The 24,403-nt window shown below is 68.8% G+C and carries 17 protein-coding genes; 8 read left to right on the plus strand and 9 right to left on the minus strand.

Annotated features, from left to right (window positions below; all coding sequences use genetic code 11):
• Nucleotides 1–62 precede the first annotated feature (62 nt).
• From HUA74_RS31035 to HUA74_RS31055, 5 genes are all read right to left on the minus strand, one after another.
• Nucleotides 63–884: a hypothetical protein gene (locus tag HUA74_RS31035; protein ID WP_174457436.1), complete on the minus strand. Its 822-nt coding sequence runs from the start codon at nucleotides 882–884 to the stop codon at nucleotides 63–65.
• Between the two features lie 23 nt (nucleotides 885–907).
• Nucleotides 908–1,282: a two-component system response regulator gene (locus HUA74_RS31040; protein ID WP_141641826.1), complete on the minus strand. Its 375-nt coding sequence runs from the start codon at nucleotides 1,280–1,282 to the stop codon at nucleotides 908–910.
• Nucleotides 1,283–1,307: 25 nt separating this feature from the next.
• Nucleotides 1,308–2,744: an RAD55 family ATPase gene (locus tag HUA74_RS31045; protein ID WP_371817331.1), complete on the minus strand. Its 1,437-nt coding sequence runs from the start codon at nucleotides 2,742–2,744 to the stop codon at nucleotides 1,308–1,310.
• A 99-nt stretch (nucleotides 2,745–2,843) separates the two neighbouring features.
• Entirely contained in the window at nucleotides 2,844–3,482 is a 639-nt protein-coding gene (locus HUA74_RS31050) for a hypothetical protein (protein WP_174457438.1), read from the minus strand.
• Nucleotides 3,479–4,075 carry an RNA polymerase sigma factor gene (locus HUA74_RS31055; protein ID WP_141641829.1) on the minus strand — a complete coding sequence of 199 codons (597 nt, stop codon included), beginning with the start codon at nucleotides 4,073–4,075 and terminating at the stop codon, nucleotides 3,479–3,481. Before HUA74_RS31055 ends, HUA74_RS31050 begins: the two co-directional genes overlap by 4 nt.
• A 228-nt stretch (nucleotides 4,076–4,303) precedes the next feature.
• On the opposite strand from HUA74_RS31055, the gene HUA74_RS31060 reads away from it, so the two are divergent.
• From HUA74_RS31060 to HUA74_RS31090, 7 genes are all read left to right on the plus strand, one after another.
• Nucleotides 4,304–5,950, plus strand: coding sequence for a SulP family inorganic anion transporter (locus HUA74_RS31060; RefSeq protein WP_174457439.1), 1,647 nt, complete (start codon nucleotides 4,304–4,306; stop codon nucleotides 5,948–5,950).
• Nucleotides 5,951–5,959: 9 nt separating this feature from the next.
• Nucleotides 5,960–9,541 carry a DUF2309 domain-containing protein gene (locus HUA74_RS31065; RefSeq protein ID WP_174457440.1) on the plus strand — a complete coding sequence of 1,194 codons (3,582 nt, stop codon included), beginning with the start codon at nucleotides 5,960–5,962 and terminating at the stop codon, nucleotides 9,539–9,541.
• Entirely contained in the window at nucleotides 9,528–10,883 is a 1,356-nt protein-coding gene (locus tag HUA74_RS31070) for an NADH-quinone oxidoreductase subunit L (protein ID WP_174457441.1), read from the plus strand. The genes HUA74_RS31065 and HUA74_RS31070 overlap by 14 nt, the downstream gene beginning before the upstream one ends.
• Entirely contained in the window at nucleotides 10,880–12,343 is a 1,464-nt protein-coding gene (locus HUA74_RS31075; RefSeq protein WP_174457442.1) for a proton-conducting transporter membrane subunit, read from the plus strand. Before HUA74_RS31070 ends, HUA74_RS31075 begins: the two co-directional genes overlap by 4 nt.
• Nucleotides 12,344–12,454: 111 nt before the next feature.
• Nucleotides 12,455–13,168, plus strand: a complete 714-nt coding sequence (locus HUA74_RS31080) for a hypothetical protein (RefSeq protein WP_174457443.1) — start codon at nucleotides 12,455–12,457, stop codon at nucleotides 13,166–13,168.
• A gap of 93 nt (nucleotides 13,169–13,261) precedes the next feature.
• Entirely contained in the window at nucleotides 13,262–14,605 is a 1,344-nt protein-coding gene (locus HUA74_RS31085; RefSeq protein WP_174457444.1) for a TIGR00366 family protein, read from the plus strand.
• 93 nt (nucleotides 14,606–14,698) lie between these two features.
• On the plus strand, nucleotides 14,699–15,208 hold the full coding sequence (locus HUA74_RS31090) for a hypothetical protein (protein WP_141641836.1): 510 nt from the start codon (nucleotides 14,699–14,701) through the stop codon (nucleotides 15,206–15,208).
• Between the two features lie 105 nt (nucleotides 15,209–15,313).
• On the opposite strand, the gene HUA74_RS31095 is transcribed toward HUA74_RS31090, so the two are convergent.
• The 4 genes from HUA74_RS31095 to HUA74_RS31110 all read right to left on the minus strand — a co-directional run bounded on the left by HUA74_RS31095 (nucleotide 15,314) and on the right by HUA74_RS31110 (nucleotide 22,486).
• Nucleotides 15,314–17,122 carry a DUF4397 domain-containing protein gene (locus HUA74_RS31095; RefSeq protein ID WP_174457445.1) on the minus strand — a complete coding sequence of 603 codons (1,809 nt, stop codon included), beginning with the start codon at nucleotides 17,120–17,122 and terminating at the stop codon, nucleotides 15,314–15,316.
• Nucleotides 17,123–17,175: 53 nt separating this feature from the next.
• Nucleotides 17,176–19,935 carry a hypothetical protein gene (locus HUA74_RS31100; RefSeq protein ID WP_254625315.1) on the minus strand — a complete coding sequence of 920 codons (2,760 nt, stop codon included), beginning with the start codon at nucleotides 19,933–19,935 and terminating at the stop codon, nucleotides 17,176–17,178.
• A 218-nt stretch (nucleotides 19,936–20,153) separates the two neighbouring features.
• Nucleotides 20,154–21,194 (minus strand): Virginiamycin B lyase, encoded by a 1,041-nt coding sequence (locus HUA74_RS31105; protein ID WP_217443604.1) that lies wholly within the window; start codon nucleotides 21,192–21,194, stop codon nucleotides 20,154–20,156.
• A 134-nt stretch (nucleotides 21,195–21,328) separates the two neighbouring features.
• Nucleotides 21,329–22,486: a substrate-binding domain-containing protein gene (locus HUA74_RS31110; RefSeq protein WP_174457447.1), complete on the minus strand. Its 1,158-nt coding sequence runs from the start codon at nucleotides 22,484–22,486 to the stop codon at nucleotides 21,329–21,331.
• A gap of 826 nt (nucleotides 22,487–23,312) precedes the next feature.
• Between HUA74_RS31110 and HUA74_RS31115 the strand changes: the two genes are divergently transcribed.
• Entirely contained in the window at nucleotides 23,313–24,398 is a 1,086-nt protein-coding gene (locus HUA74_RS31115) for a hypothetical protein (protein WP_254625316.1), read from the plus strand.
• The last annotated feature ends 5 nt before the right edge of the window (nucleotides 24,399–24,403 follow it).

The following is a 24,403-nucleotide window of genomic DNA, read 5'->3' on the forward strand; positions in this document are numbered from 1 at the left end:
GGCTGACAGGCACTCGACACTGCGGCTTCGCTTCGTGAGCCAGCCGACACTTGCCCGCGGGTCTAGTGTCGCAGCCGGGGCACCGGGGCCCGGACATGGACCTCCATGCGCGCATCCCCCGCCACCACGCTGCTCAAGACTTCCTGCTGCTCGGGAGACAGCCGCGCCACGGCCCGCAGCGCGGCCACCAGCAGCAGCGCCTCCACCGAGGACGGCACGCCCACGCCCTCAGGCCCCGTCTTCAGCGGCATGGGCAAGCGGGGCACCCGGCCCGCGGAGGCCAGCGCCTCCACGGCATAGGCCGGCGACGTGTCCAGCGTGACGGCGATGGCGGGCAGCTCCTGCGCCGCATCGGCCTGACCTCGCGCCTGCATCTCCATCAACATCTGGAGCGCGCCCGGCTTGAAGTACAGCGCCAGCCCCGCCCGGCCGTCGTCCATGTTGAAGACGCACCCCTCGAAGGTGTGCGTCAGCGGCCCTGAGACCGCCACCTCGAAGGGCTGGCTGTCGTCCCAGTGCGTCCAGGGCCGCGCATCCCAGTACTCGGTCGCCGCCTGGACGAAGAGCAGCGCCTTGTCCGAGCCCAGCGCGGACAACCCTCGCTGTCCCCACGCCAGGAACGTGGCGATGGCCGCGCGCGACGAGAGGGCCGCCGGGGGAGGCTCCGCCACCGCCACGCCCAACACCGCGCCCGCTTCCGCGAGCTGGGGCTCACACCGCACCCCGCCCAGGTCCTCCAGTCCCTCCAGCAACACCCGCAGGCCCGCGGTGTCGTCCTGCTCGAAGACGGGCTGGGACGGCTCGCCAGTCTCGGTGATGCGCAGATAGACCTGCGTGCTCCCTTGAGAGAGCGGCACGGGACCGAGCTTGAGCAGATAGAACATGGGGCCTGTCGGCGGCTTTCGCGTCAGCCGGAGAGAGCGCGCTTGCCGTCCAGGGCCTTGCGGACCTGCTTCATCAGCGCGGGAATGTCGAAGGGCTTCTGGAGGAAGGGAATGCCCGGGTACTGGGCCCGCAAGGCTCCCACGTCCACCGCGCTCATGCACAAGAGCGACACACCGGCCCAGTTCGGTTCCGCGCGGATGCGCTCGATGAGGGCGGGGCCGTCCAGCACCGGCATCATCCAGTCGGTGAGGACCAGGTCCGGACGCAGCTCGCTCATCCGCTCCAGCGCCTCACGGCCATGAGAGGCCGTCAGCACACGGTAGCCCTCCTCCCTCAGGAGGTCCGCGAGGGCTTCCAGGATGCCCTGCTCGTCATCCACCACCAGGACCGTCTCCATACGGGCGGGCTTCACTCCTCACGAATCAGGGATGGCCACCGGTCCGATGTCGGGCAAGGCCCGTCAACAGGGTGTCCAGGGCAACGTCGAAGGGAGGCAGCACCTCGATTCCTTGTCGGGAGATACGGAACTCCCGGATGGACGGGTCGTAGTCGGTGTCCCGCAGCTTGAAGATGGTCAGCAGGCGGCGAAGGCGCCCCTCCAGCTCGACGTGCCTGAGGAAGAAGAGGTTCTCCGCCACGGCGGAGGGGCCGACTTCCAGCGGCACATCGAGCGCGGGCCCGAAGAGGCGGGGCGTCTCCAGGCTGAAGATGGTCGTCGCGTACGACAGGCGCAGCTCCTGGGTGAGCGCCGCGAAGAACGACGCCATCCGCGCGCTGTCCGGCGCGGCCTGGCTCATCGCGCTCAACCCATCCACGAACACCCGTGTCACCTGGTGCCGCCGCACCGCGCTCAAGAGTTGGTCCGCCAGCACATCCAGGATGGATTCAGCGGGGGGTTGCCAGAGGATGTGCATCCTCCCGTCCTTGACCGCCCCACCCATGTCCATGCCGGCGGCAGCCGCCTTGTGGAGCAGCCGTTCGGGCGACTCATAGAAGCCCATGTACAAACAGCGCTCACCCTGCTTCAGCCCCTCGGCGAGCAAGCTGCTTCCCATCAGCGTCTTGCCACTGCCCGGAGGCCCGAGCATCAGCGACGTGGAGCCCTTGGCCAGCCCACCCGGGAAGAGCGCATCCATCGACGGGATGCCGAAATGCACCCGCTCGCTCCCCGGGTCCGGCGGCGGGGTGCGCCGCATGCGCGCCTCCAGCCGGGGAAAGACCTCCAGCCCATCATTGGAGATGCGGAAGGTGTGCACGCCGCTCAGGGTGGCGCCGCCCCGGAACTTGCGCACCTGGAGCTCTCGCCACGAGCGCACGCCCAGGGTGCGCTCGCGCAACTCCAGGATGCCGTCCACCATGGTGTATTCCGGATGGACGGTGGGGCCGTTGGAGCTGGTGAGCATCAGCGCGGTGAAGCGGGACAGGCCCGCGGACACCTGCAGCTCGTGGATGAACTTCTTGAAGTCGCGACTGCTGCCGGCCGCCTCCTGCGCCTGAACCAGACCGTCCAACACCAGGATGCTGGTGTTGTGGTTGCGCACCTCGCGCCGCAGCAACTCCAGCAGGCCGGGCAGGCCCTGCTCCTCCAGCGTGCGGAAGCCGCTGACGTAATAGACACTCTCGGGCAGTAGCGCGGAGTCGAAGAACGCCATGTCGCGCATGTTGGCGAGCATGCGAGCGTGCGACTCGGCCAGCAGCGTGACGTAGAGGCACCGCGCTCCTCCACGTCCCTGGTGGTAGCAGAGCTGGTTGGCGAAGAGCGTCTTGCCCGCCCCGGGCTCACCCACGACGATGTAGACACCCGAGGTGACGAGGCCACCACCCAGCACGCCGTCGAGGCCGGGCACGCCAGTAGTCACGCGCGCGTCCTGCCGCGGCGCTTGCTCGGAAGGAGACATGGACCGGCTCATACCGCAAAACCCGGCGTCCGCGCCCCTGGATTGGTTACAGGGTTCGACTCAGGGGGGACCGGCCTGGTCGGCGACCACCACGAAGTGCTCCTGGACGTGCCGCACATCCGAGGCGTGCGACACCCGGAACTCGTAGCGGCCCGGCTTGTCGATGCGCACGCGCAGGGGCGTGGCGGCGGCTCCGGTCCGCGCGGTGAATTCGTGCACGCAGCGGGCCTCGTCGCAGTCCACCTTCGCGAGCGAGGGCGCATCTCGCAGCCGGGGATGGAAATCCAGCGGGGGCGGCGTCTCGAGCCAGACGGTGGCGGGCTCTCCGGAGTGGACGCCGTGGGCCCAGGGCAACTCCAGCCAGCCGGCTCCATCGCCTGGAAGTCGAAAGGCGACCTCCCTCGCGGGCAGGAGTTCGGGACTCAAGGGTCCACTCGCATCCCCTCGCGCGAGCAGCAGCAGGGCCAGCGCGCCCGCCAGCGCCGCGCCCACCAGCACGCGCGCGGCGGGATGGTGCGACAGGGCTCTTGGGGAAGGTGTCTGCGTTGGCTCGCGCCCACGGGAGTGCTCGGCCCGGATGAGCGCGGCCTGGAGCCGGGCCCGCAGGTGGGGCGAGGGCTTCTCGCCCCGAAGCGCCTCCAGCGCCGCGCGGACCTCCTCGGGAAGTGGCGGTGGCCTGCCCTCATCCTCGGTGCTCATGGACGGCCTCCCTCGCTGACGGTCTGAGCCTGACGGCTGGAGGCCGCCGTGAACAACACGCCCAGCCGCGCCCGGCCCCGGGAGTGTCGACTCTTCACCGTGCCCAGGGGCAGCGCGAGCACTCGCGCCACCTCCTCGTAGTCCAGGTCCTCCACGTCACACAGCAGCACCACCAGCCGGAACTTCTCAGGCAGCGCGTGCAGACACGCCAACACCAGCTCCGCCTCCTCGGCGCCGCACAGCCGTGCTTCCGGGTCCGGCTGCTCGGTTCCGCCCTCGAAGAGAGAGCCCAGCACCGACGAGGCTCCTTCCAGCACCGAGTCCAACAGCGAGCGACGCCGCGCCTGCGTGCGCCGGTTCTCCAGGAACTGGTGTCGCGCGATGCCACACAACCAGCCCAGCCACGAACCCGAGTCTCGCGAATCCCAGTTCAGGAAGGCCCGCACCAGCGAGTCCTGGAGCAGGTCCTCCGCCTCCTGCCGGCTGCGACACAAGGCCAGGCAGAAGCGATGGAGCCGGGGCAACAGCGGCTCCACCACGACCTCGAATCGCTCTCGCGCACCGAGCTCCGCGGGCGACTCACTCTGTTTCATTTTCAATCCAGACACGACACCGCCCACGAACCCATCCCCCAAGAAACCAAGACATCCCAGACGGGTGATGACCTGCTCATAAAGAGCGCGTCCCGCATCAGCCGTAAAAACGCGAAGTAAAGCAAGTCCGGGAACCGAAGCGCGTCTCGTTCCATCTCTCGCTATCGAGGGGGCTGGGCTCGCGCTGGGAGGCGATGTCCGCCCGTGTACACGGGAGGCCGTGACGTCATGCGAGGCTCGCAGTCCAATGTCAGTCATTCTCATGGAACCCCGGGGCAGGCTTCCTGGAAGCAGGACTTCGTCGCGGGCTTCCTCGTCTTCCTGCTCGCGTTGCCCTTGTGTCTGGGTATCGCGATGGCGAGCGGCTTTCCGCCCGTGGCGGGCATCCTCACGGCGGTGGTGGGCGGAGTGCTGTCGACGTGGGTGGGCAGCGCGCGGCTGACCATCAAGGGCCCGGCCGCGGGGCTCATCGTCATCGCGCTCGGGGCGGTGACGGAGCTGGGCGGAGGGGACGCGGTGCTCGGCTACCGGCGCGCGCTGGCGACCATCGTGGTGGCCGCGTGCCTTCAAGTGCTCTTCGCGGTGCTGCGCGCTGGGAGGCTGGGGGACCTGTTCCCCTCGGCGGTGGTGCACGGGATGCTCGCGGCCATCGGCGTCACCATCTGCGCCAGACAGCTCCACGTGCTGCTCGGGGTGTCACCCGTGGCGCGGACGCCCCTGGGGTTGCTGGCGGAGGTGCCGAGCAGCGTGGCGCGGCTGAACCCGGAGATTGCCCTCATCGGAGGGCTCAGCCTCCTGTTGCTGTTCGGCCATGCGGCGCTCTCCCGGCGGGTGGCGTGGCTCAAGCGGGTGCCGGCGCCCCTGCTGGTGCTGGCCGTCGCTGTACCGCTGGCGCTCGGGTTCGACCTGGAGCACGCGCACACGTTCACGTTCTCCCATGCCGTCTTCTCGGTGGGGCCAGGCCATCTGGTGAACCTGCCGAGCAACCTGCTCGCGGCCATCACCTTCCCGGACTTCTCCGCCGTGCCGAGCGCGCTGGGGCTCAAGTACGTGGTGATGTTCGCGTTGGTGGGCAGCGTGGAGTCGCTGTTGACGGTGAAGGCGGTGGACCTGCTGGCCCCGGAGCAGCGCCGCTCGGATTTGGACAAGGACTTGTTGGCCACGGGCCTGGGCAATCTGGTGGCGGGGTTGCTGGGCGGGCTGCCGATGATTTCAGAGGTGGTGCGCAGCTCCGCCAACCTGGGCTACGGCGCGAGGAGCCGGCTGTCGAACTTCTTCCACGGCGTGTTCCTGTGGGGGTTCGTGGCCTTCGCGCCGGGACTCATCCACCGCATTCCGTTGGCCGCGCTCGCGGGGATGCTCATCTTCACGGGCGTCCGACTCGCGTCGCTGGGTGAGCTGGTGAAGGCGTACCGGATTGGTGCGGAGCAAGTGCTCATCTTCTGCTTCACGCTCATCGTCACGCTGGCCACGGACCTGCTGGTGGGCGTGGCCTCGGGCATCGTCCTGAAAGCGGGCGTGCATCTGCTCAACGGGGCTTCACCGAGGGAGCTCTTCCGCCCCGACATCCAGGAGCAGGTGGGCGCGGACCAGGTGGTGCTGCGGGTGCGGAGCGCGGCGGTGTTCACCAACTTCCTGACGTTCAAGAAGCTGCTGAACCGGCACGCTCTCGTCCGGCTCATCGAGGTGGACCTGACGGAAGCCCGCCTCGTGGACCACACGGTGATGCAGCGGCTGCACGAGCTGGAGGCGGAGCTGTCGCGAGAGGGGCGGCAGCTTCGAGTGCTCGGGTTGGAGCAACACCGGGGAATGTCCTCGCATCCGCTGTCCGCGCGGAAGAAGGCGCCGAGCGGCAACCTGGGGCTCACGCCCTGAGGGGACACCATGAGCCACGCTCCCTGTCCCACTTCGTCCCCGTCCCCGGAGGACCGGGGTTCAAGGCTGCGCGCCGCGCTGGCCCGCGCCAGCCACGTCCTTCCCGCCCAGGGTCCCATCGGCGTGTTCGTGCACCACAACACGCTGCACGCGTATCAACACCTCCCGTTCCACGAGGCGGTGGCCAGCGCGAGCAAGACGTTCGGCGCGGAGGGGTATCTGTCCGAGGCGCGCTTCCTCGAGTTGTACCGGCGAGGCCGCATCACCGACGAGGACTTGCGAGCAGTGCTCGCTGAGCCCGAGCACCGCGTGCCGCCATGTCCTTTCTCCGCCGATGCGGAGAGACAGAGCGCCGCACTCACGGCGCAGGACGCGGCTCCCGCCGAGCAAGCGGCGCGGTTCGCGGACTCAACGAAATGGAGTGCCTTCTTCACCAACGAGCCATGCTCGGCGCAGGCGGTCGCGGCCCCAACAGGACAGGCTGTCCACTTCACCCTCGAGCCAGGCCTGGCACCGGCCGCTCGGCGAGACGCACGCGCACCTGCGTCGAGACTTTTACGGGACGCACAATCGGTGCTGGGAGGCTTGCCGCCACGCGCCCCCATGGAGCTGATGCGGCTCGCCCTGCTCCACCCCGTGGAAGTGGAGTCGGAGGCGTCACTGCGCTGGAAGCTGGAGGAGCACTCCGCCGCGTACCGCCTTCGAGCGGACCTCTCTCCGACGACGCGTCACGCGCTGCTGGAGCGCTCAGCCCAGGGGCTGCGCATCTGGATGGACCGGGTGGGACGAGGCCGGACGATGACGGAGCTGGCGTGCGCGCTGCTCGGTCCCGACGTGGAGTCCACCGTTCGCGCGGTGGCGAGCCACGTCCCCCGTCCTCTTCCCGTGGACGTGGCGCTGCGACTGCTGGGCATCCCCGCAGCCTGTGCGAGCGCATATGTCGACCGGGTCTCCGCCCTGCTCGATGGAGAGACCTCGTTCACGAGGGAAGGCTGGTTGAGCGCGGAGGCGTCCTGCGTCACTTCGGCGCTGGCCTCGGCCTTCGGAGGTGATGGGAGCCTGGGCTCACTCCGTGAGCGCATGGAGACCAATCCCGAGCCCTTCGCGGTGAGCGCCCTCTGGTCCAGTTGCCGCACGCCGCTGCTGACGAGCAAGGGACACGACAAGCCTCCGCTGACAGAAGTGCGCAGCCACCGCGAGTTGCTGTGCGAGGCCACGGGCGAGGATGTGAACGACCTGCTTCATCCCCTGCTCATCCGTGCCTGCGCGGCCTTCCTGGACGAAGGCGTCTCGCACTGGAACCTGCCAAACCGGGAGCACGGCTTCCACGCGGCATGGAGGTCGATGACGCGCGATGGGCTCGGCGCCGCACCGGACTGGCTGGAGGGACTGGAAGACGAACCGTCACTCGCGCCAGAGGATGCCGTACTGGAGGCACTCGACGCGCTGGGTGTTCCCGACGCCGACTGGGAGCCCTATCTCGTCCGCGTGCTGCTCGCGCTGCCGGGCTGGGCGGGGATGTTTCATCGACTGGAGCACCACCCCGGGGACCGCCCCAGTGGAGCACCACCCGCGCGACTGATGGACTTCGTCGCGGTGCGGCTCACCCTGGAACAACATGCACTGCGCGAGGTGGCGAGGCAGCGACTCGACTACACAGGTCCCCTGTCGGGACTGGCGGAGGCCGCGAGACGCACCATCGAGTCCAGGCGGGTTTCAGCGCGCTCGACATTGGAGGGAAGCTGGCGACTCTTCCAGTGGGCTCAGCTCATGGGCCTGTCCGCGATGGACGTGGCCGAGCTTCCCCTCCGAGCCCGACACGAGCTGCTCACGTGGCTGGAAGCCTTCGACGCCAGCGCGCGCCAACGCGTGTGGCAAGCGGCGTACGAGCATCACTACCGAAGAGACGTCTGTCGAGGTCTCGCGCGCAACCGCCTCCGCCCGGAGTCCGAGCGCACGGTGACGGCAGCGCGCTTCCAGGTGATGTTCTGCATGGACGACCGCGAGGAGTCCTTTCGCCGCCACTTCGAGGAACTGGACGCGCGACACGAGACCTTCGGCATCGCGGGCTTCTTCGGTGTGGCCTTCGACTACCGGGGACTGGACGACGCGGGCCACGTCGCGCTGTGCCCGGTGGTCGTCACCCCGGCACACGTCGTGGAAGAACAAGCGCGACCGGAGCACCAACCCCTCGCGGAAATCCGAGTCAGGCGACGAGGGACGTGGGCACGCCTCGACCAGACGTTGCAGCAGGGCACCCACGCCCTGGAGGTCTCCTGGTTGCTCGTGCCGCTGCTCGGCCTGCTGTCCGCGCTGCTCCTGCCCTGGCAGCTCCTCTTTCCACGCACACTGGGCCGGCTGCGGAGGACCTTCTCCGCGACACTCCTTCCCAGGCCACCCACTCGACTCACGAGCCTGCGCGAGCCAACCGCCCACTGTCCCTCACCCACGCTCAAGCCCCTGGGCTTCACCCTCGACGAGAAGGCGGCGCGCGTGGCCGCGTCACTGGAGAGCCTGGGACTGGTGAAGGACTTCGCGCCGTTGGTGGTGGTGCTCGGCCATGGGGCGGTGAGCGTCAACAATCCCCATCAGGCGGCCTATGACTGCGGCGCGTGTGGCGGTCGGCACGGAGGACCGAACGCACGACTCTTCGCGGAGATGGCCAGTCGTCCCGAGGTCCGGGCGAGACTCAGGGAGCGTGGCCTGCACATCCCTGAGACCACCTGGTTCATCGGAGGGCTGCACAACACCACCACCGATGAAGTGTGCCTCCACGACACCGAGGCCCTCCCCGAAGCCCTCCACGGTGAGCTGTCCGCGCTGCGTGCCGCGTTGGACCGGGCCCGCGCGCTGTCAGCCCAGGAGCGCTGTCGGCGCTTCGAGTCCGCGCCCCTCGGACTGTCCACCTCCGCGGCGCTCCGGCATGTCGAGGCTCGCGCGGAGGACCTGGGTCAGCCCCGGCCCGAACTGGGGCATGTCACCATCGCCTCCTGCATCGTGGGCCGTCGTGCGCTCACGCGAGGTCTGTTCCTGGACCGGAGAGCCTTCCTCATCTCCTACGACCCGACACGGGACGCGAGCGGCGACATCGTCGAGCGCATCCTCCTGGCGGCGGGCCCCGTCGGCGCGGGCATCAGCCTGGAGTACTACTTCTCCTGCGTCGACAACGAGCGCTACGGCTGCGGCACCAAGCTGCCCCACAACCTCACGGGCCTGCTCGGAGTGATGCACGGCGCAGAGAGTGACCTGCGCACGGGGCTGCCTCGACAGATGATTGAAATCCACGAGCCGATGCGATTGCTCCTCATCGTCGAGGCGAGCACCTCGGTGCTGTCGGCCATCCTCGCGCGACAGCCCGCGCTCCACGAGCTCATCCATCATCAGTGGGTTCAGCTCGTGAGCGTGGACCCGATGACGGGCGCACAGCATCGCTTCACGCCCTCCGGGTTCCAGTGGCTCGCGACACCTGAGACGTCGTTGCCGGAGGTGGCCTCCTCGCCCCACTGGTACCGAGGCCACCGCGACTTCCTGCCCCCTGCCCTCATTCTCGCGCCGCGCTCCTTCGGAGAAGACCGTCATGCCGATCCCTGAGCTCCCCGTGGATTGGCTCGCGGCGGCGGTACCGCTGAGTCCCCTGCTTGCCTTCTTCATCCTCGGAGCGGTGATGCTGCTCCACCGCGCTCCCAGCGAACGCTGGATGGCGCGCTGGGTACTGGGGGCGCTGTGGCTGTCACTGGCGTGTGCGGTGGCCACGGTCCTCCACTGGCGCTCTCAACCCGGGGACGTGCAGGTGAGCCTGGGCCCGTGGTTCTCCTCGGGTGAGTCGAGCTTCGAGGTGACGCTCCACATTGACCGGTTGTCGGCGACGATGATGCTGCTGACGAGCACCCTGACCCTGCTCATCGGCCGCTTCTCGGTGAGCTACCTGCATCGAGAGCCGGGCTTCGCGCGGTTCTTCCTGCTGCTGGCGATGTTCTCCTCGGGGATGTTGTTGCTGGTGGAAGGCGGCAGCCTCGACATGTTGTTCGTGGGCTGGGAGTGGGTGGGGCTCGCGTCGGCGCTGCTCATCGGCTTCTTCCATGAACGGGCCGCACCACTGAGCGCGGGGCTCCGGGCCTTTGGCACCTACCGACTCTGTGACGTGGGCTTGCTGGCGGGGCTGGTGTGGCTGCATCACCTCGCGGGCACGACCGAGTGGACTCACCTCTCCGCGATTCCGTCGACGACGCTGAGCCTGTGTCTGGTGCTGGCGGCCATGGGGAAGTCGGCGCAGTTCCCCTTCAGTGGCTGGCTGCCTCGGGCCATGGAGGGTCCTACGCCGTCCAGCGCGCTGTTCTACGGAGCGCTCTCCGTGCACGCCGGCCCGTACCTGCTGCTGCGCGCGGCACCGCTGCTGGAGCAGGCACCCCTGGCCAGGGGAGCGCTGGTGCTGGTCGGACTTCTCACGGCCCTTCACGCCACCCTGGTGTGGCGGGTGCAGACAGATGTGAAGAGCGCGTTGGCGTATGGCGTGCTGACGCAGGTGGGCTTGCTGTTCGCGGAGGTGGGCCTCGGGCTGTACACGCTCGCGCTGTTCCATCTGGTGGCGCATGCCTGTTTGCGCTGTCTCCAACTCCTCCGAGCACCTTCCGCCCTGAGGGATGTCCAGGCACGGCGCGCTGCGCTCCGAGCTACACGGGCACCCTCCATCGTCACGGCCCACAGGTCGTTACCCACGAGGCTCTACCGCTTCGCACTGGAGCGCTTCGCGCTCGAGGTCCTGACGGAGCGCTGGCTGGTGAAGCCCGTGCTGCGCCTGGGGCACCGGTTGGATGGAGCAGAGCGCCGCTGGATGGACGTGCTCGATGCCGGAGCACCACGCCCGGTTCCCGTCCAACCCGCGTCACGTGCCACCGAGTCCGCATCGAGCAACCCCACCCCGGGGGCCGCATGAGCCCGACGCTTCTCCTGGTCCTCCTGGTGTCACTCCCCCTCGTGGGCGCCTTGTTGCTCACGGTGCCGCGTCAACACACGTCGGCCCGTATCACCGCCACGGGCACCTCGGCCCTCACCCTGGGACTCGCCATCGCGGCGCTGCTCATCGCGGGGCGTGAGACACCTGCCTCCGGAACCCCAGGGCCATGGCTCGGCGCGACCTGGCGCCTTGGCGTGGACGATGCGAGCGCGCTCGCGCTGCCACTCACCGCGCTGCTCACCCTCGTCACCATCGTCGCGAGTCCCCGCCACTCCTCCGGCCAGCGGTTCCTCACCGCACTGCTCGTCACCGAGAGCGCCACACTGGGCTTCTTCTGTGCACGCGACCTGCCGCTCCGACTCGGCTTCTTCCTCGCCATGGCGGCCCCTCTGGCGGCACAGCTCGCTCGCGAAGGTCGAGCCTGGCGCCCGGTCCGCGCGTACCTGCTCGCAGGCACCCTGCCCCTCATGCTGGCCGTGGCGCTGGTGGGGCTGCTGAGCTGGCACACGGGAGTAGAGACACCGCGCGACTCGCTCGTCAGAGACCTCCCTCACGGCTGGCGCATGGGACTCTGCACGCTGCTCCTCGTGAGCGTCTGCGCGCGACTGGCGGTGGTGCCCTTCCATTCCTGGCTGCCCGTCCTGATGACCCGAGGCCCCCTCTGCGTCGGCGTCCTCTGGATGAACCTCGCCGCGAGCCTCCAGTTGCTGACACAAGTCATCCGACCGCTCCTGCCCGCGGAGTGGGCCACCGTGGCTCCCGCGCTGGGAAGCCTGGGAGCCGGCGCCGCGCTCTACGGCGCGCTGCTCGCGCTCGTCCAGACAGACCTGCGCCGCATGCTGGCCTTCCTCCTCGTGAGTCAGTCCGGCCTGCTGCTCGCGGGCGTGACGCTGGGCGGTCCCACCGGGCTCCCCGGGGCCTGGCTCCAATGTCTGTCCATGGGCCTCACCTTCACGGGCCTGGAGCTCGTCGTCCGCGCCATCGAGGCGCGCACGGGCACCACGAACCTGGACCCACACAGCGGGCTCACGGTCCGAGCGCCACGCATGGCCACGGTCTTCCTGCTGCTCGGCCTCGCCGCCCTGGGCTTCCCGGGCACGCTCGGCTTCGTGAGCGAGGACCTCCTTCTTCGAGGCACGCTCGGAGCACATCCCCTGCTCGCGCTGCCGCTGCTGCCGGCGCTCGCGCTCAATGCCATCACGCTCCTGCGAGCCTTCCAGCGCGCCTTCCTGGGCCCACGCCGAGTCCCCAGCACGCCTGCCTGCACCGAGGACCTCCTGCCCCGCGAGCGCTGGACGATGCTGACGCTGGTCGCCCTCCTCTGCGTGAGCGGTCTGTGGCCCTCCGTGCTCGCGCGTCCATCCATCGCGCCCGGGCGCTACTCGTCGCTCTCCGCCTCATTCCATTCCTGGGGGAGGACCGCTTCAGGGAACAGGTGACCCCGAAAGCGCCCGCTCTCCCGCCGCGTGCCAATGCGCGAGGAGTGTCTGGCATCACTCGCGGACGTGCCTACCGTCAACGAGAGGCCACGTGGAATCGGAGGGGTCATCATGAGACAGGTGAGCAGACGAAGAGTCCTGGGAGGAGTCGCCGCGGCCCTCATTCTCGGGCTGGGAGGCGGCTGTAGCTCCAGCCACTCCCACAAGAAGGTGGAGACCGCGAAGGTGGAGGACTCCTGGATGGCGAGGGTGCCTCCCGACCAGATGGATGACGTGCGTCAGGCGCAGCTCGTCGTGAGTACGGCGGAGGAACAACTGGAGCGGGCGAACGTGTCCGTGGAGGACGGCAAGCGAGACCTGCAGGTGGCGCAGGGGCGCGAGCAGGCCGCGGAGGCTCGCCAGCAGGCCTCGGTGGACGCGCTGTCGGCGGCCCAGGAGACGGGGCAGGCGGACGCCATCGACCTGGCGCAGAACGACCTGGCGCAGGCCAACACGGAGCTCGCCGCCGCGAAGGCGGAGACGGCCCTGAATGAGAAGACCGTCACCACGCGCGAGTCGGTGGTGCAGGTGCGGGAACGCGAGCGGGATGTCGCGAACGCGGAGCTGGCGCAGACCCGCTTCCTCACCCTCCAGCGCACCGGAGACGTCCGAGCACAGCAGGTGGACGGCGATGAGCTCGCGCGGAATCTCGAGGAGGCACGCGCCAAGGCTCGGGACGCCGGGGACCAGGTGGACGCGAACATCACGGAACAGGAGCAGGCCCAGGCCACGTGGGAGCAGCTCGACGCGCAGACCCAGGCGTACGGCGGCAGCGGCGAACCGTAGCGCGGTGAGTCAGGCGCCGCGCGGACAACAGTGGTCGCGGCGTGCGGGGATGCCATAGAACGAGGGGCACACCGTCCAGGAGCGCCCGCCCGCGTGGAGACCCTCGTCCGCATCGCCGAAGCCCTCGGCCGCTTCTCCGCGCGCTTCGTGCCCAGCGCCTTCTCCATCGCCGTCCTGCTGAGCCTGCTCACCATGGGGCTCGCCATGGGCTGGGCGGACGCGCCCGCCCCCAAGGTGCTCGACGCCTGGGGCGGCGGCTTCTGGGAGCTGCTCACCTTCTCCATGCAGATGGCGCTGGTGATGTTCACCGGCTACCTGCTGGCGCTCACCACGCCCGTGCGCGCGCTCCTGGAGAAGGTCTCCGGACTGGCGCGCACGCCGCGCGGCGCCGTGGCGATGATGGCCTTCGTCTCCATGGCGCTGGCGTACATCAACTGGGGCCTGTCCCTGGTCGCCAGCGCCATGCTGGTGCGCTACGTCGCGCGGCGCAGGCCGGACGTGGACTACCGGCTGCTCGTCGCGTGCGCGTACTTCGGCCTGGGCGCGACGTGGCACGCGGGCCTGTCCGCCTCCGCGCCGCTGCTGGTGGCCACGCCGGGCCACTTCCTGGAGAAGAGCATCGGCCTCATCCCCATCGACCGGACCCTCTTCTCCACATTCAACGTGGTGCTCACCGTGTCCGTCGTCGCCGGCCTCACGCTGCTCGCGTGGGCGCTGCACCCCAAGCCCGAACACGTGGTGCGCGTGGACCCGGCCGTGCTGGAGAAGCTCGGAGACTTCGTCCCGCCCGAGCGCCCCGCGGAGAAGAGCCTGGCCATCTGGCTGGACCACGCGCGGCTGCTCAACGTCATCTTCGGCGTGCTGGGCCTGCTGTGGCTTTCCCGCTACCTGTGGCTGAACGGCGGCTGGCGCGCGCTCAACCTCAACGTGGTGAACTTCACCTTCCTGGTGCTCGCGGTGCTGCTGCACGGCACCCCCGCGCGGCTCATCAAGGCGGCGGAGGAGGCCGGGAGCGTGCTGCACGGCATCGTCCTCCAGTTCCCGCTCTACGCGGGCATCTACGGCATCTTCAAGGCCACGGGCCTCACGGACCGCATCGGCGAATTGTTCGTGTCGCTGTCCACGAAGGAGACGTTCCCCGCCGTCGTCTATCTGTACAGCGGCGTGGTGAACTACTTCGTCCCCTCGGGCGGCTCCAAGTGGGCCATCGAGGCGCCCTACCTCCTCGACGCGGCCAGTCGACTGGGCGTCGCGCCGGAGAAGGTGGTCCTCGCGTATGCGTGGGGCGACATGGCCACCGACCTCATCCAGCCCTTCTGGGCGCTGCCGCTGCTGGCCGTCGCGCGGCTCGAGTTCAAGGACATCCTCGGCTTCCTGCTGGTGGCCTTCCTCGTGTACCTGCCGTTGGTGACGCTGGCCTTCTTCCTTCTCGGGTGAGGCTGGGCGAGGGCCGCGCCTTTCGTGCTACACAGGGCCCAGGCCGGCCGGGGAAGGCCGGCTCGAACTCACCGAACGAGGGGACCCCGAAACATGAAGAAGCTTCTGACGCGGAGCATGGTGTGCGCGGTGCTGGGGATGTCGTCGCTGGCCTTGGCGCAGGACGCGGCGCCGGAGGCTCCGGCCAAGGAGCCCGCGAAGGCGCCGAGCGCCGACGCGGTGCGTGACACCTGGAACTACTTCTACAACGGCCAGAAGCAAGGTCCTGTGCTGGTGGAGGCCAAGCTCTGTACGGAGGTGGCCAAGGACGGCCCCAACAAGTACGAGTGCATCGCCGAGGTCGGCGCCGAGGGCATCAAGGCGAACACCACCGTGATGCTGTGGCAGGCCTACCTGGTGCCCCAGGGCGACTCCTACGAGGACGTCATGGTGCAGACCAAGCAGGGCGCCGTGGTGCGCGAGACGAAGGACGTGAAGCTCAAGGGCGACGGCTGGCGCGCGCGGCAGTGGACGGGCGTGCGACTGAACAAGCCCGGCACCTGGACCGTGACGGTGATGCGCGGCGACCAGGTCCTCAAGGAGCTGCAGGTCAAGGTGAACTAGTCTCCGGAAGGCCCGTCACCGGGCTTCCAGAAACACGCGACGCCCGCCGGTGGCCAGGACAGGCCCCGAGCGGGCGTCGGTGTTTTCAGCGTCAGGCATTCCGGCTCATGGCGCCGGCAGCGGACTGAAGCTCGGGTCGTTCGGCGCGGACGGGCTCCAGGCATTCACGCGGGTGTTGATGGCGCGGTACGTGAGGGTGTTCTCCCACTCTCCAATGAGGACGAGGAAGGTGGGCGTGCCCAGCACGCGGCCCCGGATGGTGCGCTCGATGGGCGTCGCGTCCGCGGTCCTCAGGCCGAGCCAGGTGTAGACCGGCGTCGTCGTGGACACGGGCGGAGAGAACGCCGCGCCCGTGACGGGCTGCGTGGCCGTGGCGAAGGTCGCCCCCGTGAAGAGCGGCGTGAAGACCTCCCGGCTGGAGCCGTCGACCTGGAACGAATAGGAGCCGAAGGTGAGCGGCGCAGGCGAGCTGGCCGAGCAGTGGATGAAGCGCAGGAACGGTGACTGCGCGCCCTCCGCCGAGAACTCGTCCCTGACGACAGTGAGCGTGGGCGAGCCCTCCACCCGGCCACACAGCACGCCCAGGTAGCGACGACCCGCCTCCAGGGGACCTGTGGCAGCGCCCTCCAGCACCCCTTGCCCGGGCTGGCCATTCACCGTGAAGCGCAGCGAGAAGCCCGTGGTCGACACCGGCAGGTCCGCCACCTTTGGCGCGGCGCCGTAGGCCAGGGCGGTCGCGATGTTCGACGAGCCGCGGATGGCCTGGAGCTGCGGCGTCGTCCCTCCGACGGTGGCTGGCAGCAGGCCGTTGAACAAGTACACGAGCGGGCCACGCTGGAAGCGCGCGACCGTGTTCTCCTTCGCGGTCACGAACAACAGCGCGGGAGCCCCTTCGTCCGAGAGGGTGCGTCGGTCCTCGCCGGTGTTGATGGCGTAGTACGCCTTGCCCTCCGTCAGCGTCCCGTCCGCCAGGGAGTAGAACAGCCAGCCGCTCTGGGCGGGCGCGAAGATGGGCGAGGTTCCAATGACAGCCACGCGCTTCGTGTCGACGGGGACCAGAACGCCTTGCTCGACGACATCCGCCGAGTACGCATCCACGCTGTTGTTCTCGTAGGGTTCGCCCGCCTCGTTCGCGAGGCGACGCCTGGCCGAGGCCGAGAGGACCCGGTCCGCGGACATGAAGCGCACGTGCACGTTCCCTGGCTGCGCGGAGAGGGTCAACGCATGGTCCCTGAGCACCACGAGCCTGGGCTTGTCCGGGCGCTCCTGCCCGACCTGGAGCAGCGAGCCGGCACCGACGACCGTCACCCACTCGTCATCCGCCAGGGTGACTTCCGCCAGGGCCGCGAGGTCCGGGGCCTCCGACGTGCCTTCCGCGTCCCGAGCCACCACGCGCACGCTCTGGGTGGGCCCCGTCAGGATGACCTCCTGGAACTCCGACACGGCCGCCGCGCCTGCCTTCACCACCGGGAAGGGCTCCGCGTCGCCCACGCGCAGGGTGACGTGGAAGGGCTCCCACGGACGATCCGCCACGTCGGTGGGGTTGTTCTTCAATCCGACGAAGGCATTGATGAAGCGCACGTGCGCTCGGAAATCGGGAGGGCCCGCGTCGGGAGGGCCCGCGTCCTCACCGCCATCCGTTGGAGTGGGCCCCCCGTCCTCTCCACCATCCGTCGACGTGGGACCGCCGTCCTCTCCGCCATCCACGGGGGGATGGCCGCCGTCGCAACCACCCTGCCCTCCGTCACAGCCCGCATCCACCGGAGGCGCGCCACTGTCTCGCCCGGCGTCGTATCCCGAGTCGACACTCCCGGAGTCCGGCGGCCCCTCGTCATCGTCTCCACAACCGGTGACGCCCACCCCGAGGGCGAGTCCCACCATCAACAGCCACGAACCCAGGACGTTTCTCTTCACGTTGACGCTCCGGAGGAATCGACTCGCTGAAGGACTCACAGGGACGGCGCGGCTCATGGCGCCACCTGTCGCTCACACTCGGTCCGCAGGGGGTAGATGGCGCCCGGTCCCTTGGACAGCTCATCGCACAGGTAGAAGTAGGCCATCACCCCCACGTTGAACTGCGCGCGCTGAAGCCACTCACCCAGCGCGGGCTCCTGACCCGCCCGGACCGCGTCCGTCAGCGGGTTGTCGAGCGAGCAGACCTCTTCCCACATGCGCACGCCGCCAATGGCGTTGCGGTTGCCGCTCGGAGGCTCGGCGGAGGCCGTGCCGAAGTTGCCCGTGCGGATGAGGTCACAGGCGCCGCGCCCGGCGCCCAGCATGTTCGCGCCCCACTTGCTCCAGTCCGACGTGCGCGGGGAGAAGTCGATGTCCACCTCTCCGTATTTGATCCACGCGCTCATGAACTCCGGAGTGAACTGGACCGCCGTCCCACCGGAGGCCATGTACGCCAGGTAGCGCGCGCCCCCGTGCGGGTTGATGCTGTCGAACCGCGTCAGGTGGGAGACGCCATCCCTGGAGCCGAACAGGCCGGCGACGAGGTTGGCCACCCGACCGCCATTGAGCGCCACCAGCACCTTCGCCGCGCCCGTCTGTCCATCTCCCACGCGGCCGTGGCAGTTGGAGCAGATGCCCTGGAAGGCCGTCGCGCCCGGCGTCGTGTAGTAGAGCTCGCCCCAGGGCGCCCGGGGATTGCCCAGCGCATTCACCATCCACTTGTCGCGCGAGTCATTCCAGGGGTCATGCCCCGCCGGAGGACTGTCGCGCTGCGGGAAGCGGCAGGTGCGCTTGGGCAACCACCAGTTGGTGGGGAAGAGCTTCCTGGCGAGTTGCTCGTGCCGCTCGCTGATGGCGTATCGGGTGAGGTACTCGAACTCTCCCTGGCCGATGGCGTCCTTCCAGGCGGGATTGCGCGGCTCGTAGGGGACCTTGTCGGTGAAGTCCTCGGCAATCCACTGCACGTCCGCGGGGTCCGTACACGCGCCAGCCACGACGGTGTCCGCCTGACGCAGGCGCGCCTGCCGGGCTTCGGCCTGCTGGGCGGGCGGCAGGAGCTTGTCGGCGGGCCAGTCCAGCGCCGCGATGTAGCGCGCCACCAGCAGCGAGGCCCGGCAGTCCTTGCCCGGCACGTTGGTGGGCATGTGGATGACGCGAGCATCCGTGTCCCGCGCCACGCGCTGGTAGAGCGTGCTGGAGGGCGTGCGCAAAAGCAGGTCCTGCGAGTAGTCCTTCACCTCGCAGTCCACATAGACACGCTGGCCGTTGCTCTCCTTCACGCCGCACGGCTTCCAGCCGAAGAGGACGCCGCCCGCGGAGAAATCCAGCGAGGCGATGGCGGGGTTGCTCCGCACCGCGAAGCCGTTGGGGTTGTGGCACTGGCCGCAGTTGCCGACGAAGTAGCCCTGCAGCTCCAGCGTGGCCTTGTGGGCCTCCGGTGAAGGGGCCTCCGCCTGCGCCGCCTCGGCGAAGCGCTCCAGCCGGGGCAGGGATGTCTCCAGCGCCTCCAACTGGCGGTAGGCGGGCACGCCGGTGATGACGCCGTAGCGCACCAGCCGGTCCATCTGATTCAGCTCGTCCTCGTCAATCAGTGCCTTCGCATCCACCCCGGCCTCGCCAGGGGCCCGGCGGTTGAGCTGCAGGGGGGTGAAGCCCAGGATGAAGTTCTGGGCCTCGGAGCCGGTGTGGCACTGGATGCACCGGTGGGCGCCGGGAATCGCGTAGTTGCGCGTGGCGCCGCCAATCTCATACGCCTTGTAGACGAGCACACGGTCGGAGAAGGGCTCGTTGTCGCGGTAGCGCAGGTCATGCAGCTCCGCCACCGTCTCGTCCTCGTTCCAGAGGTACGTGCCGAAGAGGGATTGGTTCCAGGGCTCGCGGACGATGATGAGCCGCGTCTCCATCTTCCGGTAGCGCCGCTGACCCTGGAGGTCCGTCACCGACTTGAAGAACGTCTTGTAGAAGCGCGTGTTGGGCGGGATGTGGAACTTCTGCGTCTGCTCGTCGTACCGGATGGACTGTCCTTGTGGCACGTGGACCAGTCGCAGCTTCTTGGCGTTGTCGGAGAAGAGCGGATAGGTGGGCGCGAAGGCCACGGTGCCGTGGTTGGCCAGCCTGTCCGCGTCGAACGTCATGATGTCGCTGTCGGTCTCCGACAAGAAGCGGGGCAGCTTCGTGAGTCCGGCGAAGAAGGTGTCCTTCTCCGGGTCGATTCCCAGCGGATGGTCCTTGGCGACCTGCGGAATGCAGTGGCCCACGTCCGTCATCGAGTCGCCCACCTCCCGCGCCACCGTGACGCCGCCCTCCGAGCTGGCCTCGCACACGACGGGGAACGTGCCTGTCGGCGAGCCCCGGGCAAGCCAGGCATTGAGCGCGCAGGACAGCTCCACCGCCTCCTTGAGCTGCTGGGGTGAGGCCCTGGGCGGCATCTCTCCTTGAGAGGCTTTCAGGGTCATCCGCGCGCCGTCGCGTTTGAGGCCCTCCAGGTCCGCCGTGTACTGGAAGCCTCCTTGGATGTTGGGAGGCAGGTGGCAGGAGGCACACTGCGTCCCCACGCGCGCCAGCAGGTTGTCGAAGTTCTCCGTCACCGGCTCCCGGGTGGCGGCCCGCCGCAGGGGAATCTTCTCGCTGGAGCGCGCCGGGGTGCAGCCGCGCTGGAAGGGAGGCACCACCACGGGCACCTCCACCACGCCCGCCGGCTCCGACGTACATGCCAGCAAGGCGGGGAAGAACGACAGACACACCACCAGCACGCGGCCTGGGGCAGTCCCCATCCGAGTCATCCCCATGTTGATGTCCCTCCCGCATCCCCTTGGATGCACCGTGGTCGCCCCCAGGCCCTCCGAGTCATGTCAGACACGGAGGACCTGCCAGGATGGGTGCACCCTAGTCGTGGGTTCCGACAGGGAATGACAAGTCCTTGCAACAAAATCAGACACCACCCCGCACATCCGGAAGCATGTCTGTCTCGGAATCGTCACGCCCCGGAACGTCAGGGAACGGCGATGGCGCGCAGCTTCCCGAGCTTGTGGCCGCCGCGCTCGGTGAACCAGACATGCCCGTCCAGGCACCAGTTGCCCGGAGGCGCGATGACGATGCCAGACGGGCGGCTGCCGGGCGTGGGCAGGGCGAACTCGGTGATGGCGCCCGAGTAGGTGATGCGGCCAATGCGGTTGCCCGCGAGCTGGGTGAACCAGAGCTGGCCATCCGGCCCCAGGGCGATGGCGTTCGGCTGGCTTCCGGCGGTGGGCAGCGGGAACTCCGTCACCACGCCGTCCGGGGTGATGCGGCCAATCTGGTTGGCGGCCTGCTGGGTGAACCAGAGATTGCCATCCAGGCCCGCGACGATGGCGGACGGAGAGGAGCGCTCGGTGAGCAGGGCGAACTCGGTGATGACACCCTCGAAGGAGATGGAGCCGACCTTGTTGGTCGCCTGCTCGACGAACCACAGATTTCCATCGAAGCCCTGGGTGATGGCGCGCGGCTGGGCGGCGGCGGTGGGCAGGGCGAACTCGGTGATTTCACCCGAGGGGGTGATGCGACCGATGCGGTTGCCAATGACCTCCGTGAACCAGACATTGCCGTCCAGGCCCGCGGCGATGCCAGCCGGGCTGGCGCCCCGGTTGGGCAGAGGGAACTCCGTCACCACGCCGGCCGGGGTGATGCGGCCAATCTGGTTGGCGGCCAGCTCCGTGAACCAGAGGTTGCCATCGAAGCCAGAGGCAATCTGCTGCACGCCCGCGCCTGTGGTGGGCAGGGCGAACTCGGAGGTGATGCCCGCGCGAGTGGAGCGGCCAATCTTTCCGGAGCCGGCCTGCGTGTACCAGAGCGCCAGGTCGGGCCCCAGGGCGATGCTCAGCGGGCCCGCGCCTGCGGGAAGGGAAATCTCCTCGACGTCGCCCACTGCGCCACGGGAATCACGACACACCCAGGGTGCCGCGTGGAGGTCCGACGCCAGCGCGGGAGCGCCGAGCCAGGAGGTGGAGAGCAACAACAGGGAGGAGCGGAACAGGACGCGAAGCTGAGAGCGCATGGTGGATGGGGCTTTCGTCTGACACAGGTGGGCGCGGAGGGTCTTCCCTCCACGAGAGACGGGCCGGAGAGGCAGACAGGTGCCCTCCGGCCCGAAGCATTCAGTGACAAAGACTGTCGAGGCGTGACGTCACATCAGATGCCGGAGCAGAGTCCCGCGCCACGGCCCAGGTTGCCGCCGCAGGCCAGCGGCGTCAGGAGCTCTTCAGGCGCGCACGCGATGAAGCCCTGCTGCGTCAGGATCTCCTCGAACTCGGTCGAGTTGGTGTCGTAGATCCACTCGTAGAGGACGCCCTCCTCGAACGACTTGGCGCGGTTGACGTTCTCGTTCAGGAAGATGCGGCGAGAGAGAGGATAGACATCCGTCGCGCCAGACTGCAGCAGCTTGCGCACGTTGGCTTCGCTGGGAGCAATATACTTGCTGGTCGTCGGGGTGATGGGGGCCACGGCCTTCAGGTGGAGCTTGTCGTTGCCGGTCTGCGTGGCCGAGTCACCGGCGTAGGCGATGGCGTTGTTGTTGCTCACCGTCAGCTTGCCGATGCAGGTGGTGGCGCTGTCCGAGGACGTGCAGGGGCTGGGGTTGGAGACAGAGCCGTCGACGATGACGGTGATGCCAGGACAGAAGGTGCCGCCCTTGAGCAGCGACTTGAACGTGTCGGTGGTGCCGGAGAGGTCATCGCGGCGGTACTTGACGATGGTGGCGGACGGCTGACCGAACGCGTTCCAGTTGGTGGGGCACGCACCGGTGATGGCGACGCCAGCGCTGTCGGTGGCGAAGAAGATGCGGCGCAGCTCCTCCGTGGTGAGGCCCTTCTCCACGCCGGAACTGGGGTCGAAGTCGGGGAACAGCGCGAACCGTGCCGACGACACGAACGCGCTCACCGCGTCCAGGGCGATGGTGTTGCTGCGCTCCCCAGGGCAGCAGGCGCCCGTCGCCGTGCCGCTCACACAGGCCGCACCCGACGCCGTCTTCGGCGCCGCGAAGTCACGCGACATGGGGGCCAGCGTCTGCGCCCCCGAGCCGCAGAAGCCGCTGGAGCCCACGCCATTGCGCAGGCAGGCCTCGCCCACGCCAGAACCCTTGCCCTCGATGTTCAGCCCGGCACCCGACTGGATGTTGGCCGCGATGAGGGCCTCCTTCAGCGTGTCCGAACCATGGAAGTTCGGAATGGCCAGCGACGCCTTCTGCTCCACCGCTTGGGCAGTCTGAGCCCCCGCGCCGGACTGACCTCCACAACCCACGACCGACATGGCAACCACCGTGGCGGACATCACCCACTTCATGCTGTTCATGGACGGCTCCTTGGCTGCTGTGCTGGATTCAACGCAACGCAAGGTGCCTGAATGGACAGACAATCACTGACTCAACTCTGTCAAATCTTGGCCAGCGTCACGTCACGCCAGCACTGACACGCGAAACCCAATTCGTTGCATGTTCGTGTTTTTCATCGAATCGTGATGTTCGCATCCGCCCCGTCACCCGCCTTGTCCACGCGCCGGGATGAAACCGAGTCCCTCACGACGCCTGTCATCCCCAGGACAGATGAGGGCCACGCGCCACGCCCACCTGCCTGCTCGAAGCGCTACAGGCCTGTCTGCCTTCCGGCCGGGCGCGTCGTTTTTCCTCCAGCGTTGGCTGGTGGACAGGGATTTTTTCAGGAGAACGAACACCTTTCTCGTCCCCCAGGCCGGGGTCCCTCTCGCGCCCAGAGGGAAGCGCCTTTCGGAAGGACTGCTGGCAATCACCTTGCAGAAGCGTCCCCGCGGTTGAAGGGCAGGGGGTCGTCGGGGGTCGGGGGCGGGAGAGGTCGGGGCGGGCATGGTCGGGTGGCGTTGGGTGAGCGTGGTGTGTCTGATGGGTCCTCTCCTCGCGGCGTGCGGGGAGCAAGCCCTGGCGGCTCCACGTGCTCCGGGCTTGAGGGTGGCGGCGGCGGCGGAAGGAACAAACGAGGGCGAGGGGGTCATGGCGTGGTCGCGCCCGTTGGCGAACGGGGACAGCGAGGCGCCACACGCGGTGACGGCCCCCAACGGGGACGTCCTCGTCGCGGCGACATACCGAGAGCCTTTGGACGTGGGGGGCGGCCCCCTGCCTTTCAACCGGAGTGCATCCAGAGCTCACATGATGGTGGCGCGCTTCTCCCCGGACGGGGCCCTGCGCTGGGCGCATGGGCTCGTACCAGGTGAGGGCACGTCCAACGCGCGCGTGGGCGGACTCGTCATCGACACCCAGGGCAAGGTCTGGCTGGGCGGCGCCTCCGCGGGCTCCCAGTGGGGCACCGCGCGCCTGCCGGACGGGCCGTTCGTCGCGCGCCTGTCGGCCGAGGGCGCCGTCGAACACGTGAAGGGCTTCGCGGGTGAGGGCACGCTCACCGTGCACGCCGTCGCCCGGGACGACGCGGGCGTGGTGGTGGTGGGAGACTTCTCCGGGGCGCGGGACTTCGGCGACGCCGTGCGCGAGCCACCCGATGGCGAGCGGGGCGCCTTCGTGGTGCGGCTGGGCGCGGACGCCCACACGCGCTGGAGCCGCGTCTGGTCCGCGGGGACACAGGGCCTGCTGACGGCGCGCGCGACGGCGGTGGACGCCTTCGGCGGCATCTATATTGGTGGCGCATACGCGGGCGCGGTGTGCTTCGGCGGAGGCTCGTTCCTCACCGTGCGCCAACGCACGCCCTTCGTCCTCAAGCTTCATCCGGATGGCACCCACGCGTGGAGCCGGGACTTCCGAGGCGCCACCGGAGCTGTCTCCGCGCTGGCGGTCGGCCCGGACCGCGTCTTCGTCGCGGGCTCCTTCTCCACCCGCTTCTATTTTCAGAACAAACCTCATGACGCGGGCGCCCATCACGGCTTCGTGGCGGCCTTCAACGCGGACGGCCAAGAACGCTGGGCGCGCTCCTTCGCCGCCACCGCCACGGCGCTCGCCACGGATGACGCGGGACAGCTCACGCTCACCGGCACCCATGACGGAGGACTGGATTTGGGCCGGGCGCCTTCTCCTGCCGGCCTCTATGTCGCCCGCCTCCTGCCTGAAAAGGGAGACTCCCTTTGGGTGCGAGGCTTCTCCAGTCCCCTCCCCCCGACAGCCCGCTCGGTGTCAGTGGATGGATCTGGCAATACCCTGGTCGCTGTCGCGCTGCGGCGCGCCCAACCTGCGGGAACCCCTTACCCGCATCCCCAGGATGGCATTCTCTTCCGTCTGAAGCCCTGACATAC

This window comes from Myxococcus sp. CA051A (assembly GCF_013336705.1).
Classification (GTDB): Bacteria; Myxococcota; Myxococcia; order Myxococcales; family Myxococcaceae; genus Myxococcus; species Myxococcus llanfairpwllgwyngyllgogerychwyrndrobwllllantysiliogogogochensis.